Below are 14,905 nucleotides of genomic sequence, written 5' to 3'. Positions count from 1 at the left end.
CTCCGGCAGCACGTGACATGGAGGAGATCGTCATGCTCGGAAAACTCGCCACCCTGGCCGCCTTGGCTTGCCTGGCTGGTCCCGCCGCCGCGCAAGAGGTGCGCGGCCTGTTCCAGACCGCCCCCAACGACGATGGCAATGTGGGCCATGTGGAGTTCTACGATTGCGGCGGGCTGACCTGCGGCAAGCTTGTGCGGTCCTTCAATGCCGGTGGCACACCCATCGAGTCCCCGAATGTCGGGCGCAACATCGTCTGGGACATGCAGGACGAGGGCGGCGGCAAGTTCGGCAAGGGCAAGATCTGGGATCCGGGCGCCGACAAGACCTACCGCTCCAAGATGGTGCTGGAGGGCGACCAGCTGAAAGTGTCCGGCTGCATCGGCCCGATCTGCCGCGCCAATACATGGGTCCGCGTCCGCTGAGCGGCCCAAGCCCGTTCGAACGGGCTTGATCCCCGCACAGATGTGGGGCCTGCGATACGGTCCCGAGCCGCGGCGCGGTCCGGCCCCGCGACGCTCAGCCCTCACGCCCGACACCACCTGCCGCGCTCAGCGCGCCAAGCCCGTTCGAACGGGCTTGCCCCCGCCCTACCCCTTGCGCGGCTTGGCCCGGGTCGTGGGCGCAGCCTCCGTCGGATCCTCCGGCCAGGGATGGCGCGGATACCGCCCCCGCATATCCTTGCGCAGGTCCGCATACCCCCCCACCCAGAACCCCGGCAGGTCCGAGGTCACCGCCACGGGCTTCTGCCCCGGCGACAACAGCGTCAGACGCAGCGGCACCCGCCCCGGCCCCACGGTCGGATGCCGTGTGACCCCGAAGAACTCCTGCACCCGCGCCTGCACCTCGGGCACCTCGCCGCTGTAATCCACCGGCAGCTTGCGCCCCAGGGGCGTCGTGATCGCGCCGGGCGCCTGCGCCTCCACCGCCTGCAACGCGTCCCAGCCCAACCAGGCGCGCAGCGGCTCCAACGGATCGATCCGGCGCAGATCGTCCGCATCCCGCACCTGCCCCAGCACCGGCAGCAACCACGCCTCACCGGCCTCCAGCAACGCGGCCTCGGACATGTCCGGCACCTCCAGCCCCCCGGCCCGGCACAGCGCCACACGCGCCCTCAACCGCTCGAACGCAGGCCCACCGCCCAGAGCCACGAGACCCAGATCCCGCACCCCCTCCAGCGCCGCCGCCGCCCGCGCCGTCTCCGGCACATCGCGCCAGATCCTGTCGGCCAGCACCAGCGCGCCCAGGCACTCCTGCTGCCGCGCCACCACCTTTCGGAACCGCTTCGACCAGGCGCACAGGTCGCGCCAAAGGATCCGATCCGCAAACAGCGCCCGCACCTCCCCTTCGGTCACCGCCACCGCCTGCCGGATGCGCGCCTCCCGCGGGTCGCCGTCCAGATCCGTCGCCACGATCAACCGCATCCCCGCCAGCGGGGCGTCCGGCTCCATCACCGCCCCCTTGCCCCCCGCCAGCAAATAGCGCGGCGCCTCTCCCGCCCGGCGCAACCCGATCCGGTCCGGATAGGCCAGCGCCGCCTGCGCCCCGAGGCTCAGTGCCGCCCGCTCCGGCAGATTGCGCGCCAGCCGCTTCGCCTCCTCGCGCACCCGGGCCCGCGCGCCCGGATCCGGGGCCGGCGCATCGCCCCGCAGGATCGCCACCCGGCGCGCCAGGTCCACCCCCGCCCCCCGATCCAGATCCCGCTCAGACAGGAGCGCTGCCAACTCCGTCCCCTGCCGCCCCGCGACATGGAGCATATGGGCCAGCCGCGGGTGGATCGGCATCCGCGCCAGCGCCCGGCCGTGGTCCGTCACCCGCCCCTCGGCATCCAGCGCGCCCAACATGGCGCACAAGGCCCGCGCCTCGGCCCAGGCCCCCTCCGGCGGTGGCGTCAGCAGGGCCAGATCCTCCGGCCCGGTCCCCCAGACCGCCAGATCGAGCGCGAGCCCACTCAGGTCCGCCACCGCGATCTCCGGCGGCGCATAGGCCGCAAACGCCCCCTCCGCGCCCCGCGTCCAGAGCTTGTAGCAGACCCCGGGCGCCACCCGTCCCGCCCGGCCCTGCCGCTGGGCCGCCTCGGCCCGGCTCACAGGCTCGGTGACCAGCCGCGACATGCCCGAGCCCGGATCGAACCGCGCCCGCCGCGCGCGGCCGCCATCCACGACGATCCGCACATCCTCGATGGTCAGGGAGGTCTCGGCAATCGCCGTGGCCAGCACCACCTTGCGCTGGCCCTCGGGCGCGGGCGCGATCGCGGCGCGCTGCTCGGACAGCTTCATCGCCCCGAACAGGGGCCGCACCACCACATCTCGTCCCACACGGTCCCGCAACAGTCCCGCAACCTGCCGGATCTCCCCCTCGCCGGGCAGAAATACCAGCGCACTGCCCTCGGCCTCCTCCAAGCCCTGCAGCACCAGGTCCGCGACCGCCGGGGCAAACCGCGCCCCGCGCGGCAAGGGGCGCTCCAGGTACCGCGCCTCCACGGGAAACGCGCGGCCCGCGCTGGTCACCACGGGCGCCCCCCCCATCAGGGCCGCCACCGGCTCCGCATCGAGCGTCGCCGACATCACCAGCAGGTTCAGATCCTCGCGCAGCGCGCCGCGTACCTCCAGGCACAAGGCCAACCCCAGATCCGCGTTCAGGGAGCGTTCGTGAAATTCGTCGAAAATCACCGTGCCGATCCCCGGCAACTCCGGATCCGCCATCAGCCAGCGGGTCAGAATGCCCTCGGTCACCACCTCGATCCGGGTCGCAGGCCCGACCTTGCTGGCCCCCCGCATCCGGTAGCCCACGGTGGCGCCCACGGGCTCGCCCGAACTCGCGGCCATCCGCTCCGCCGCCGCCCGCGCAGCCAGCCGCCGCGGCTCCAGCATCACGATCCGGCCCGCGGCCCCGGCCTCCAGCAGGGCCAATGGGACGCGCGTGGTCTTGCCCGCCCCGGGCGGGGCCTGCAGCACGGCCATGCCGGACCCGGCCATGGCCGCCAACAGCTCCGGCAGCGCCCCGTCGATGGGCAAGGACGCGCTCTTGCCGCCCCCAGAGGTCACACCAACCGCCTCATTGTTCCGAACGTACTCCCGCCAGGGGCGCAACATCCGCCCCGGCCCCCGACCTAGCGCGCCCGCCTCAGGCGCGCAACGCGCTCAGCGCCGTTGCAGCACCGCGCGTCCGAAGGTCGTATCGGTCGTCACCCGCACCACCCGCCAGACCCCTTCGCCCTTGGGCGCATAGGTCATCTGGAACGGAAACCGGCTGCGCTCGGCCAGGGATTCCGGCGACCACCCCGCAATCCGGCGATAGACCCCCTGGCAGGTGATCCGCCCATCGCTCGCTTCCGCCGGGTCCGACAGGCGTACCTCGCTGCGCCGCTTGCCGTCGAAAACCTGCAAGGACAGGTCGCACACCCGCTCTCGCGGCTGGTCACGCAGAGCGGCATAGATCACCGTCATCGGGTCCACCGTCCCCGACTGGGTCGCCGGGTCCACCGCATGCCGGTCGGACTTGCGCGGCGGGTCATAGGTCTTGATCTGGGGCCGGCCACTGCGAAACAGCATCTCGGCCCGGCTCACCTCCTTGGAGGCGTCGCGCACCTCTGTGAACGAGGTCGGCCGATACTGCCCCGGGCGCGGCTCGGTGCCCCGGGCGGTCGCCTCGTAGGACGCCCGCACCACCGCGCCCAGCAAGCCGGTGGTGTTCATCTTGCCGGTCACCGCATAGCGGTTGCCCTCGGTATTGGCGGCGTATTGCACCACCGCCGCCCGGATCCCGCCGAGCGAGATGTCGAACACCCCGGTCTCCGTTGCCCGGGCCTGCGTCGCCTGCCCCAGGGCAAGACTCGCCACCAGCGCGGCGGCGAAAAAGCGGGTAATCATCATCTTCGGCACGGGCGACATCCTGTCTGCAAGGGGCAGCAGGCCGAGAGAGACAGCCTGCCATCTGGACATTTCATATAGGGACGAGGCAAGAAAACGACGACCCCGTCAATCGCCCCGGCGAAAGACCGCAGACCCAAGCGAAAGACCGCCCTTGACCGCCGCTCCGCCCCGCCGCAAGGCCCGCCTGCCCGATCTCGACACCCTCGCCGACCGCGTCGCCGCCGGGGAGCGCCGGGCGCTCGCCCGCGCCATCACCCTGATCGAGAGCACCCGGCCCGAGGATCGCGCCCTCTCCACCGCGCTGTTGCAGAAGCTCTCCGGGCTGAAACGACAGGCCCTGCGCATCGGGCTCTCGGGCACCCCCGGCGTCGGCAAATCGACCTTCATCGAGGCTTTCGGGATCGCCCTGATCGACGCCGGGCTGAAGGTGGCCGTGCTCGCCGTGGATCCCAGCTCGACCCGCACCGGCGGCTCGATCCTTGGCGACAAGACCCGGATGGAGCGGCTCAGCCGCGCGCCGGAGGCCTTCATCCGCCCGTCGCCCTCCCTGTCGCATCTGGGCGGTGTGTCCCGCCGCACCCGCGAGGCCGTGGCGCTGGTGGAGGCCGCGGGCTTTGACGTGGTGCTGATCGAAACCGTGGGCGTGGGCCAGTCCGAAACCATGGTGGCCGAGATGTCGGACCTCTTCGTGCTCCTGCTGGCGCCCGCGGGCGGGGACGAGTTGCAGGGGGTCAAGCGCGGCATCATGGAAACCGCCGACCTGATCCTGGTCAACAAGGCCGACGGCGATCTGAAATCCACCGCCACCCGCACCTGCGCCGACTATGCCGGGGCCCTGCGCCTGCTGCGCAAACGGCCCGAAGACCCCGAAGGCTTTCCCAAGGCGCTCATGGTCTCCGCCGTCACCGGGCTGGGGCTGGAGCAGGCCTGGTCCGAAATGCAGGCCTTGGCCAAGTGGCGCCAGGCCGAAGGGCACTGGGACGCCCGCCGCGCCGCCCAGGCCCGCGGCTGGTTCGAGGCAGAGGTCCGCGCGGGCCTGCTTGCCCGGCTGACCGAGGACGCCGCCACCCGCACCGCCATGGACCGGCTCGGGGCCGATGTGGCCGCGGGCAAACTGACCGCAAGCCAGGCCGCCGAGAACATCCTCGAGACCCTTGGCGCCGCCCCGGCCCTGGAAACCGACCCGGAGGGCGCACCCGCCGGGGATACCCCGGAAAAGACCACATGAATCGCTTGACGCCCGCGTGCATCCATCCTAGACGACACGCCTGAGTTTCCGGGTGCCCGACCTGCGCGCGCCCATCCGACCCGAACCGCGAGAACAAATCGCCAGAGAACGAGGAGCGAGCCGATGTCGCGCCGCTGCGAACTGACCGGAAAAGGCGTCCAGGTGGGCAATAATGTCAGCCACGCCAACAACAAGACCAAGCGGCGCTTCCTGCCGAACCTGAACGACGTGACGCTGATGTCCGAAACCCTGGGCCGGGGCTTCAAGCTGCGGATCTCTGCGGCGGCGCTGCGGACCGTGGATCACCGCGGCGGACTCGACAGCTTCCTGGCAAAGGCCAAGGATGCAGAGCTGTCCGAAAAGGCGCTCAAGATAAAGAAAGACATCGCAAAGGCCCAGGCCGCCGCCTGATCCCCTCGCGATCCTGCAAAGCGCCCCGCCGGCCCGTCCGCGCGGGGCTTTTTCGTGTCCGCGCGGCCGCCGGGGCGGATCGACGCTCCACGGCTTCGCCTGGATCCAACCGTGGCGCGGGGCAAGGCGCTTGCAAGCGCCTTGGGCGCCCGAACCACACCGCTTACGCAGCCCCTGTTCAACCGCGACGGCGCGGGGCAAGGCGCGCCCTACCGCCGTCGTCCTGCGTCGAACGTCGCCTGCGACATCGCGCCCGTTTCGCTTGGTCCGGCCCTCGGCTTAGCTATCGACCATGCCGATGATCCGCACCTGCATCGCCGCCTGCCTCGCCCTTGTCCTGATCGTGACAAGCGAAGCGATGGCCGTGGCCCGTGGCCAGATGGCCACCGCGCCCGGCACGGTGATGGTCATCTGCCACGGCAGCGGCACGGATATTGTCCGGGTCGATAGCCGCGGCCAGCCGATCACACCCGGCCACACCTGCCCGGACTGCGCCCTGCTCGGCCTCGCAAGCCTTGGCGCGCAACGGCTCGATCTGGCAAAACTCGAAACGCAGACCCGCTGGAGGCCCACCCCGCTGGCCACCTCCCTCTGGAAAACTGCGCCGCAACAGGGCGGCGCCCCGCGCGCGCCCCCCCTCCCGATCTGAGCACACCTCGAAAAACAGAACTGTTCAGACCAGGAGAACCCTCATGTCTTTCAAAGCTTTCGCTCTTGCCGCAGGCCTCGGCCTCGCGGCCCTGCCCGCCCTCGCCATGGACGGCCCCATCATGGTGATGGACCCCTATGCGCGCGTCTCCTCCCCGGTCGCCAAATCCGGCGCCGCCTTCATGCAGATCATGAATCGCTCCGACACGGACGACCGGCTCGTCTCCGCCACCTCCCCCGCCGCCGCGCGGGTCGAGTTGCACACCCATGTGGATGACGGCAACGGCGTGATGCTCATGCGCGAGGTCGAGGACGGCTTCACCATCCCCGCGGGCGAGACCTACGCGCTCCAGCGCGGCGGCGATCACGTAATGTTCATGGGCCTCACCGACAGCTGGTCCCACGGCGACACGGTCCCCGTCACGCTCGTCTTCGAGCAGGCCGGCGAGGTCATGGTGGAGATCCCCGTCGACCTCGAACGCAGCCCCGAGCATGGCGGCCACGGCCATCAGGGGCACGGCCATGGCGGCCACAACATGGGCAACAAGACCAACTGACCCCGCCCCAGGTCGCGCTCAGCCCAGCGCCTTGATCCCCTTGGCCACCGCCCGCGCGCCCTGCAACATCCAGGCATGCTCGGAGGCCACGAAGAACACGGAAAAGCCGTGCGCCCGCCAGGCCGCGGCTTTTTCCACATCCGGCGTGAAGGTCATGTAGGGTTTGCCCGACGCCGCGCAGGCCGCCCCCACCCGGTCAATCGCCGCCATCAACTCCGGCGAGGTCTGGTCCATCTTGCCATGGGACACCGACAGATCCGCGGGGCCGAGGAAAATCCCGTCGACCCCCGGCGTCGCCGCGATCCCCTCGCAGGCGTCCACCCCCTCGGGGTCTTCGATCTGCGCGATCACCAGCGGCTTCGGCCCGTCGCTCAACACATCCCCCATGCTCCGCGTGCCGTAGCCCGCCGACCGGGTGGAGCCTGCGAACCCCCGCCCGCCATGGCCGTAACGGCACGCCTTGGCGATCCGCGCCGCCGCCGCCGCACTGTCCACATGGGGCACAACGACCCCGGCCGCGCCCGCGTCCAGCGCCTGCATCAACGCAGGCGGCGTCGCCTCGGCCACCCGAACCAGCAGCGGAAAGCCCAGCGCCCGGCCCAGCGCCAGGCAGGCGTCGATGCGGCCCCGGTCAAACGGCGCGTGCTCCGCGTCGAGACAGGCGAAATCCAGCCCCGAGAGCGCCAGCACCTCCACCATCTCGATCGCCGGTGTCTTCACGAACGTCCCCGCCAGCATCTCGCCCGCCAGCATCCTTGTCCTGAAATCGTCCATCTCCGCCTCCCTGATGCGCCCGGGCACTGAATCAGACCCGACCGCCCCCCGCAAGCGGCACGGGTCGATCCCGGGGCGCGTCCAAGCCCGTTCGAACGGGCTTGCCCCCAGGGGACCCCGGTCACAGGCCCGTCCCGCGCGCGCCGCGGTCCCCGGGTCGGCGGCAGCCCGCCCCCGTCACCCCGATCCCCCGGCCCCGCTCCGCACCCCAAGCCCGTTCGAACGGGCTTGTCCCGCCCCACCCGCGCGCATCTTGGCTCCGCGTCCCCCCGGCCCTAGGTTGCCTGCCATGGCAGAGCCCCTCCTCACCTTCACCGACCGCGGCATCCACTGCCCGGCGGGCGGCTTTCACATCGACCCCTGGCGCCCCGTGGACCGGGCGCTGATCACCCACGGCCATGCCGACCACGCCCGTCCCGGCCACCGCGCCTATCTCGCGACCGAGGCCGCGGCCCCCGTGATGCGCCACCGCCTCGGCGACATCGCCCTCGACACCATCCGCTACGGCGAGACCCGGCGGATCGGCGCCGTCGAGGTCAGCTTCCATCCCGCGGGCCACGTCCCCGGCTCCGCCCAGATCCGGATCGCCCATCGCGGCGAGGTCTGGGTGGTCTCGGGCGACTACAAGATCGACGCGGACGGGTTTTCCGAACCGTTCGAGCCCGTGCGCTGCCACGCCTTCATCTCCGAATGCACCTTCGGGCTGCCGGTCTTCCGCTGGGACCCGCAGGACGATGTCATGGCCGCCATCCACCGCTGGTGGGCGACCTGCGCCGCCGCGGGCAAGACCGCCGTGCTCGGCGCCTACGCGTTGGGCAAGGCCCAGCGCATCCTCGCCCACCTGGACCCCGCCCAGGGCCCGATCCTGACCCATGGCGCGGTGGAGGGCACCAACCGCATCCTGCGCGCCCAGGGACTCTCGCTGCCCCCAACGACCCAGGTCACCGCCGAGATCACCGCGAAAACCCACCCGGGCGCGCTGGTACTCGCCACACCCTCCGCCCTCGGCACGCCCTGGATGAAACGCTTCGGGCCCGCCGAGACCGGCTTTGCCTCGGGCTGGATGCGGATGCGCGGGGTCCGGCGCCGACGCGGCGCAGACCGGGGGTTTGTGATGTCGGACCACGCGGACTGGACCGGGCTGAATACTGCCATCGCCGCAACCGGGGCGGAACGGATCTTCGTCACCCATGGTTATACCTCCGTCTTTCGCAAATGGCTGGAGGATCAGGGCTACGACGCCCAGATCGTCGAGACGGAATTCGAAGGCGAAAGCATCGACGCACCGGATCCCGAGCCCGAAGGAGCCGCCCCATGACCACCGCCCCCACCGGCCCGGGCGACCGGATCTGGCCGCACTACGCGGCCTGGGTCCAGCGCCCGGTCCTCGCGCTCACCCCGTCGCAGAAACTGCTGCGCGGCATCTTCGACGGCACCACCTTCCTGCTGGCCAAACGCTGCGCCGGGGTTGCGGCCACGCGCAGCCGGGTGGGCGGCGTGCCGGGCCTGTGCCTGACGCCCGAGAACGGCGCCGGGGGCCGCCTGCTCTACCTCCATGGCGGCGGCTTCACCATCGGCAGCAGCACCAGCCATCGCCACATGGTCGCCCATATCGCCCGCGCTGCCGGCTGCACCACCTTCCTGCCCGACTACCGCCGCGCACCGGAATATCCGTTCCCCGCCGCCCTCGACGACACCCGCGCCGCCTACGCCGCGATGGCCGCCGACGGCCCCGTAATGGTCGCCGGCGACAGCGCCGGGGGCGCCCTCGCGCTGTCGCTCCTGCACGCCCTCGGGTCCGGCACACCGCCCCCGGCCGCCCTCGTCCTGCTCTCCCCCGTCGCTGATCTCGACCTCGCCCAGGGCAGCTTTCAGCGCTCCACGGACACCGAACTGCTGATCCCCGAGGGCTGGGCCCGCCGCGCCGTCGCCGCCTATCTCGATGGCCACGACCCCGCCGACCCGCTCGCCTCCCCGCTCGCCGCCCCCTTTCCCTGCGCCCCCCCGACCCTGATCCAATACGCCAGCGGCGAGGCGCTGGAGCCCGACAGCCTGCACACGGCGGATGCCCTGCGCGCCGCGGGCGGGCCCGTCACGGTCGAGGCCACCCCGGGTGTCGCCCATGTCTGGCACCTACATGCGGGCCGCTCCCATGCCGCCGATACCGCCATCGCCCGGATCGGCGCCTTCCTGCGGGAGCACACCCCGTGAAGGACTTCGCCGCGCTCTTCACCTCCCTCGACCAGACCACGAAGATCACGCCCAAGGTCGCCGCCCTCGCCGCCTATTTCCGCACCGCCCCCGAGGAGGACCGCCTCTGGACCATCGCGCTCCTGTCCGGCCGCCGCCCCAAGCGCACCGTGACCACCACACTCCTGCGCACATGGGCCGCCGCGCGCGCGGGCATCCCCCTTTGGCTCTTCGAGGAGGCCTACCCGGTCGTCGGCGACCTGGCCGAAACCATCGCCCTTGTCCTGCCACCCCCCACCCGGACCAGCACCCGCAGCCTCACCGACTGGATCACCACCATCCGCAGCCTCGCCGCCTGCGAGGAGCCCGACCGCCGCGCCGAAATCCTCGCGGCCTGGGACAGCCTGCCCGAAACCGAGCGCTTCGTGTTCAACAAGCTCATCACCGGCGGCTTCCGCATGGGCGTGTCGGCCAAACTGATGACCCGCGCCCTCAGCCAGGCCACCGACATCCCCGAGGCCGAACTGGCCCACCGCCTGATGGGCGACTGGACGCCGGAGACCACCAGCTTCCAATCCCTCGTGCTCACCCGCGACCCCGAGGCGGACCTGTCCAAACCCTACCCGTTCTACCTCGCCTACGGGCTGGAGGACGCGCCCGACACCCTCGGCCCCCCGACCGACTGGCAGGCCGAGCACAAATGGGACGGCATCCGCGGCCAACTCATCACCCGGGGCGGCCAGCACTTCGTTTGGTCCCGGGGCGAAGAGCTGATGACCGACCGCTTCCCGGAACTCGCCGCCCTGCGCGACTTCCTCCCCGACGGCACCGTGCTCGACGGCGAACTGCTCGCCTGGGATTACAATGGCGCGGGCGACGCACCCCTGCCGTTCAACGCCCTGCAAAAACGTATCGGCCGCAAGACCGTGCCGAAAAAACTGCTGACCGAGGCCCCGGTGATCCTGCGCGCCTACGACCTGCTGGAGGACGGCGGCACCGACCTGCGCGACCGCCCCCTGGCGGAGCGCCGCACCCGGCTGGAGGCGCTGGCCGCCGCCCTGCCCGACACCCTCCCCCTGCGGCTCTCCCCGACCCTGACCTTCGACAGCTGGGACGCCCTCGCCCAAATCCGCGCCAAATCACGAGAGATGGGCGCCGAAGGGATCATGCTCAAACGCCGCGCCTCGCCCTACCTCGCGGGCCGCAAAAAAGGCGACTGGTGGAAATGGAAGGTCGATCCCCTGACCATCGACGCGGTGATGATCTACGCCCAGGCGGGCCACGGCCGCCGCGCGAACCTCTTCACCGACTACACCTTCGCGGTCTGGGACGGAAACGACCTCGTGCCCTTCACAAAGGCCTATTCCGGCCTCACCGACGCGGAGTTCCGCCAGATCACCGCCTGGGTCCGCAAGAACACCCTGGAACGCTTCGGCCCCGTGCGCCGCGTGACCCCCGAACACGTCTTCGAGATCGCCTTCGAGGGGATACAAGCCAGCCCCCGCCACAAATCCGGCGTCGCATTACGGTTCCCGAGGATGCTGAGATGGCGGAAGGACAAACCCCTGCAAGAGGCGAACACGCTGGAGGATTTGAAGGGGATGTTGGAGGTGTATGGGTAGCGGAGGGGGTAGTCATCCGCTTTGATGCGGGTCAAAGTCTGGAGTGCGGACAAAGCAGACTTGTGCGGGTGCGGCTTTTGCTGACGCAGCATCTTGGTGCAAGTGCAGAATGAAACTTAACGAGAACCGCAATAGTTCGCCAAACCGGCCTTTCGTTGTTGTGTAAGATAGTCTTGTCAGCGCAGTGCTGATGTTGGGATTGGCGGGTGGTTTGGAGGAAAAACTATGCCAAGAGTCCAACTTCCCGCAGTAACGCCAAGACGCAAGGTTTGGAACAAGGGCCGCATCGTCGGACAGAAACGGCCACTGCGGCCGAGGCAGGTCTGGGCTATTCGTACAAGATTGGAGCTTTCGAACTGTCTACGCGATCTCACCCTTTTCAATGTCGCAATAGATAGCAAATTGCGCGGTTGCGATCTTGTGAAACTTAAGGTGTCAGATCTGGCTAGTACCAGCCAGATCAAGGAACGGGCGTCCGTTATCCAGACCAAAACGGGAAATCCCGTTAGGTTCGAATTGACCGAGAATACCAGACAATCGATCATGATTTGGCTTCGATCTCCCGAGATGCTTGGATGCGGGTTCATGTTTCCAAGCCGGTTTCATGATCGCCCTCACATCTCGACGCGCCAATATGGGAGGTTAGTTCGGGATTGGGTTACCGCGATAGGTCTTGAGCCGAGTGGATACGGTACACATTCATTGCGACGCACCAAAGCAGCGGCAATTTACAGGAAGACAGGCAATCTGCGCGCCGTTCAGCTGCTTCTAGGTCATACGAAAGTTGACAGCACAGTTCGCTACCTCGGTGTTGAGCTTGAAGATGCCCTGACCATCGCCGAGCAGATTGACATCTGAATTTGGCACTGTTTCCAAGCAGTCCATGACTGCTGCTGCAGGAGATCAGTCTTCGATTTCAGGAAGAACCAGGTCTCCTGCGATCTATTTGCGTGCTGTCTGGCTTATGCTCTCCATTAGGCTCCCCGCACCTCGGAGATCGACGTTTCACGCAGTCTCTGGACCAGGCTTTCTTCGATCTCTTCAAGAACGCTCGAAACGCGTCGATGAAGTGCGTGCTCGATTGAACAGGCGGGAACATCTTCGGCGTTGCCTGTTGCAACCATCCGCTCATCAAGGGCCAGATAGACATCGGCGAGCGTGATGTCCTGAGGTGGGCGTGCCAGACGCCATCCGCCTGCATGTCCTTTTTCAGAAGTTAGCAGGCCGGCTTCTCTGAGTTTGCCCAACACCCTGCGGACGACGACTGGGTTTGTCCCTGCATGTTCGGCAATATCCGCAGAAGTGCGCATACGGTCCGGCTCACCTGCCATATGGCTGAGCGTGTGCAAAGCAAGAGAAAGACGAGAGTTGCGTTTCATCTGCGATTTTTTCCAAACGAGCACCAACCGTAACTTTTACAGTTGCATTTGTAAAGTAACTGCATAAGTTGCGTGATCTGTTAGATCAGATTTGGAGCGCGTTATGACAGACCAACGACTGCCCGTCACCGTCCTTTCAGGTTTCCTTGGCGCTGGAAAAACCACGCTCCTCAATAGGGTTCTGAACAACCGTGAAGGCCGCCGGGTTGCGGTCATCGTCAACGACATGTCCGAGGTGAACATCGATGCTGATCTCGTGCGGGCAGACACGGAGCTGAGCCGGACCGATGAGACACTTGTAGAGATGTCGAACGGCTGTATCTGCTGCACCTTGCGGGACGATCTCTTAGAGGAAGTGCGCCGGCTCGCAGCGGAGGGGCGCTTCGACTATCTGCTGATTGAATCTACAGGAATATCCGAACCGCTTCCCGTCGCGGCCACCTTCGATTTCCGGGACGAGTTTGGCGACAGCCTGTCGGACGTATCCCGGCTGGACACAATGGTGACAGTGGTCGATGCCGTGAACCTGCTGAATGACTACTCCAGCCATGACTTCCTGAAGGATCGTGGCGAGACGCTGGGCGAAGAGGATGATAGGACGCTCGTCAATCTGTTGGTCGAGCAGATTGAATTCGCCGATGTGGTTATCCTCAACAAGGTGACGGACGCGGGGCCAGAGCGCACGGACGCCGCGCGCAAGATTATCCGCAGTTTGAACGCCGATGCCAAGATTATCGAAACGGACCATTCCGATGTCGCTGCCGAAGCGATCCTCGATACCGGCATGTTCGACTTCGAGAAGGCCCACGAGCATCCGATGTGGGCCAAGGAACTCTATGGCTTCGCTGATCACACGCCGGAAACCGAGGAGTATGGCGTCGCCTCTTTTGTCTACCGCGCGCGGCTCCCGTTCATCCCAGAGAAGATCCTGAGCGTTCTGAACGGCGATTTGCCGGGCGTGATCCGCGCCAAAGGGCATTTCTGGATTTCCACACGACCCGGATGGGTTGCCGAGTTCTCGCTCGCCGGAGCCTTGTCGAGCGTCAAGCCACTTGGAACCTGGTGGGCGTCCGTGCCGAAGGAGCGTTGGCCCGATCATGAGAGCGCGCGCAATTACATGCGGCAGCACTGGCAAGAGCCATGGGGGGATCGACGGCAGGAAATCGTGTTCATTGGTGCGGGCATCGATTGGCCAGCGCTAAAGGCGCGGCTGGATGCCTGCTTGGTTCCCGCTACGGCGACAAGTGGTCCAGATGATCTGCCGGATTATCCGGATCCATTCCCAGCTTGGAGACGGCTAGAGGAAGCGGCATGACGCTGGCGCGGGCCCTCGTCCGGAACGCAGCAATCGGTGTCGCCGTCGCGGACAAGCCGGAAGACCTCAAGACATTTCTTCAGCCCGGTTGCGCCGGTGCGATCTGGCGCAGACAACCCGAGCCTACGTTTCAGAAATGGATCGACACTCTCAATCCATCCTTATCGCCGCAAGGACGGATCGTCTTGCGTGCCAGTGCCGTCCCATCTGCGGTAACAGCGCTTTGCGATGTGGCAGAAGCACCAGACTGCCACGAACGCGATCAACTCATCGGCGATATCAGCGCTTTGGCCGGGATCTTCGCCGGGTTGATGAAGGCACCCTATTTGCGGCTGCGCCTTCAGGCCGTGACGACGAATGCGTGCCGCAAGTTCCACATCGACGCGATCACAGCGCGACTTGTGTGCACCTATCGGGGCCAAGGCACTCAATACGGTATTTCAACAGACGGCCGGGACCCGGCGCGAGTATTCTCGGTTGCAACGGGTGCACCGATCCTTCTGCGCGGCACACTTTGGCCCGAATATCCCGCCTCAGGTCTCCTCCATCGCTCGCCCCCCATTGAAGGGACGGGAGAGACCCGCCTCGTTCTCGTGCTGGATGCGGTAGATAGTCCGGAGGACCACATTTGACCCGCAACCTCGGATCGACCTCTCTTCATCGCAAACGGCGTTCTGCTGACCCGATGCGCAGCTACGATGCTTTGCCTGCGCCGCTCAGGAACTGGCTCGCACAAGCAACGCTGCCCTGGTCCCCCGCATCGGCGCGACGCGTCTGGAACCGCACATGTGCAAAGGGGCTCAGTGCCGAAGAAGCACTCACCATCTTATCGCAAGCGGAAGCCCGCACCTTGGCGCGCGACCGCTTCGCAAACACCAACCATCTGCCAACGAACACCTGAAGGAACCT

The 14,905-nt window shown here is 67.6% G+C and carries 16 protein-coding genes; 12 read left to right on the top strand and 4 right to left on the bottom strand.

The genetic code is table 11. The features are described 5' to 3' along the window. Positions 1-17: 17 nt before the first annotated feature. Positions 18-422, top strand: coding sequence for a DUF2147 domain-containing protein (locus PVW48_RS13270; protein WP_012179240.1), 405 nt, complete (start codon positions 18-20; stop codon positions 420-422). 165 nt (positions 423-587) lie between these two features. On the opposite strand, the gene hrpB is transcribed toward PVW48_RS13270, so the two are convergent. Both hrpB and PVW48_RS13260 read right to left on the bottom strand, forming a co-directional pair. Then, positions 588-3,092 carry an ATP-dependent helicase HrpB gene (gene hrpB / locus PVW48_RS13265; protein ID WP_274581693.1) on the bottom strand — a complete coding sequence of 835 codons (2,505 nt, stop codon included), beginning with the start codon at positions 3,090-3,092 and terminating at the stop codon, positions 588-590. Positions 3,093-3,140: 48 nt separating this feature from the next. Continuing rightward, complete coding sequence (locus PVW48_RS13260) at positions 3,141-3,872, bottom strand: DUF3108 domain-containing protein (protein ID WP_274581692.1); 732 nt, start codon at positions 3,870-3,872, stop codon at positions 3,141-3,143. Between the two features lie 151 nt (positions 3,873-4,023). Here PVW48_RS13260 and meaB point away from each other — a divergent pair, with 151 nt between their 5' ends. The 4 genes from meaB to PVW48_RS13240 all read left to right on the top strand — a co-directional run bounded on the left by meaB (position 4,024) and on the right by PVW48_RS13240 (position 6,716). Continuing rightward, positions 4,024-5,100 carry a methylmalonyl Co-A mutase-associated GTPase MeaB gene (gene meaB, locus PVW48_RS13255; RefSeq protein ID WP_274581691.1) on the top strand — a complete coding sequence of 359 codons (1,077 nt, stop codon included), beginning with the start codon at positions 4,024-4,026 and terminating at the stop codon, positions 5,098-5,100. A 123-nt stretch (positions 5,101-5,223) separates the two neighbouring features. Beyond that, positions 5,224-5,511 carry a 50S ribosomal protein L28 gene (gene rpmB / locus PVW48_RS13250; RefSeq protein ID WP_012179244.1) on the top strand — a complete coding sequence of 96 codons (288 nt, stop codon included), beginning with the start codon at positions 5,224-5,226 and terminating at the stop codon, positions 5,509-5,511. Between the two features lie 292 nt (positions 5,512-5,803). Continuing rightward, positions 5,804-6,160: a hypothetical protein gene (locus tag PVW48_RS13245; protein WP_274581690.1), complete on the top strand. Its 357-nt coding sequence runs from the start codon at positions 5,804-5,806 to the stop codon at positions 6,158-6,160. A 43-nt stretch (positions 6,161-6,203) separates the two neighbouring features. Further along, positions 6,204-6,716 carry a copper chaperone PCu(A)C gene (locus PVW48_RS13240; protein WP_012179246.1) on the top strand — a complete coding sequence of 171 codons (513 nt, stop codon included), beginning with the start codon at positions 6,204-6,206 and terminating at the stop codon, positions 6,714-6,716. Between the two features lie 18 nt (positions 6,717-6,734). Here PVW48_RS13240 and PVW48_RS13235 read toward each other — a convergent pair whose 3' ends face one another. Then, positions 6,735-7,490 (bottom strand): HpcH/HpaI aldolase family protein, encoded by a 756-nt coding sequence (locus tag PVW48_RS13235; RefSeq protein ID WP_274581689.1) that lies wholly within the window; start codon positions 7,488-7,490, stop codon positions 6,735-6,737. A gap of 289 nt (positions 7,491-7,779) precedes the next feature. Between PVW48_RS13235 and PVW48_RS13230 the strand changes: the two genes are divergently transcribed. The 4 genes from PVW48_RS13230 (at position 7,780) to PVW48_RS13215 (ending at position 12,160) form a co-directional block, all read left to right on the top strand. After that, positions 7,780-8,808, top strand: a complete 1,029-nt coding sequence (locus PVW48_RS13230; RefSeq protein WP_274581688.1) for a ligase-associated DNA damage response exonuclease — start codon at positions 7,780-7,782, stop codon at positions 8,806-8,808. After that, positions 8,805-9,701: an alpha/beta hydrolase fold domain-containing protein gene (locus tag PVW48_RS13225; RefSeq protein ID WP_274581687.1), complete on the top strand. Its 897-nt coding sequence runs from the start codon at positions 8,805-8,807 to the stop codon at positions 9,699-9,701. The genes PVW48_RS13230 and PVW48_RS13225 overlap by 4 nt, the downstream gene beginning before the upstream one ends. Next, positions 9,698-11,302 (top strand): ATP-dependent DNA ligase, encoded by a 1,605-nt coding sequence (locus PVW48_RS13220; protein ID WP_274581686.1) that lies wholly within the window; start codon positions 9,698-9,700, stop codon positions 11,300-11,302. The genes PVW48_RS13225 and PVW48_RS13220 overlap by 4 nt, the downstream gene beginning before the upstream one ends. A 225-nt stretch (positions 11,303-11,527) precedes the next feature. Further along, entirely contained in the window at positions 11,528-12,160 is a 633-nt protein-coding gene (locus PVW48_RS13215; protein WP_012179251.1) for a tyrosine-type recombinase/integrase, read from the top strand. 116 nt (positions 12,161-12,276) lie between these two features. Here the strand turns inward: PVW48_RS13215 and PVW48_RS13210 are convergent, their stop codons facing one another. Then, entirely contained in the window at positions 12,277-12,681 is a 405-nt protein-coding gene (locus PVW48_RS13210; RefSeq protein ID WP_083768390.1) for an RrF2 family transcriptional regulator, read from the bottom strand. Positions 12,682-12,784: 103 nt separating this feature from the next. Between PVW48_RS13210 and PVW48_RS13205 the strand changes: the two genes are divergently transcribed. From PVW48_RS13205 to PVW48_RS13195, 3 genes are read left to right on the top strand one after another with little or no spacing between them, the layout of a single operon-like run. Continuing rightward, on the top strand, positions 12,785-13,996 hold the full coding sequence (locus tag PVW48_RS13205) for a GTP-binding protein (protein ID WP_274581682.1): 1,212 nt from the start codon (positions 12,785-12,787) through the stop codon (positions 13,994-13,996). Then, positions 13,993-14,628 (top strand): DUF1826 domain-containing protein, encoded by a 636-nt coding sequence (locus PVW48_RS13200; RefSeq protein ID WP_012179254.1) that lies wholly within the window; start codon positions 13,993-13,995, stop codon positions 14,626-14,628. Before PVW48_RS13205 ends, PVW48_RS13200 begins: the two co-directional genes overlap by 4 nt. Then, positions 14,625-14,897, top strand: coding sequence for a DUF6525 family protein (locus PVW48_RS13195; protein WP_274581680.1), 273 nt, complete (start codon positions 14,625-14,627; stop codon positions 14,895-14,897). The genes PVW48_RS13200 and PVW48_RS13195 overlap by 4 nt, the downstream gene beginning before the upstream one ends. The last annotated feature ends 8 nt before the right edge of the window (positions 14,898-14,905 follow it).

Source organism: Dinoroseobacter sp. PD6, from assembly GCF_028807315.1.
In the GTDB taxonomy this organism is placed as follows: domain Bacteria; phylum Pseudomonadota; class Alphaproteobacteria; order Rhodobacterales; family Rhodobacteraceae; genus Dinoroseobacter; species Dinoroseobacter shibae.
The sequence above is the reverse complement of the archived record's forward strand: the minus strand, read 5'-3'. Positions and strand labels throughout refer to the sequence as shown.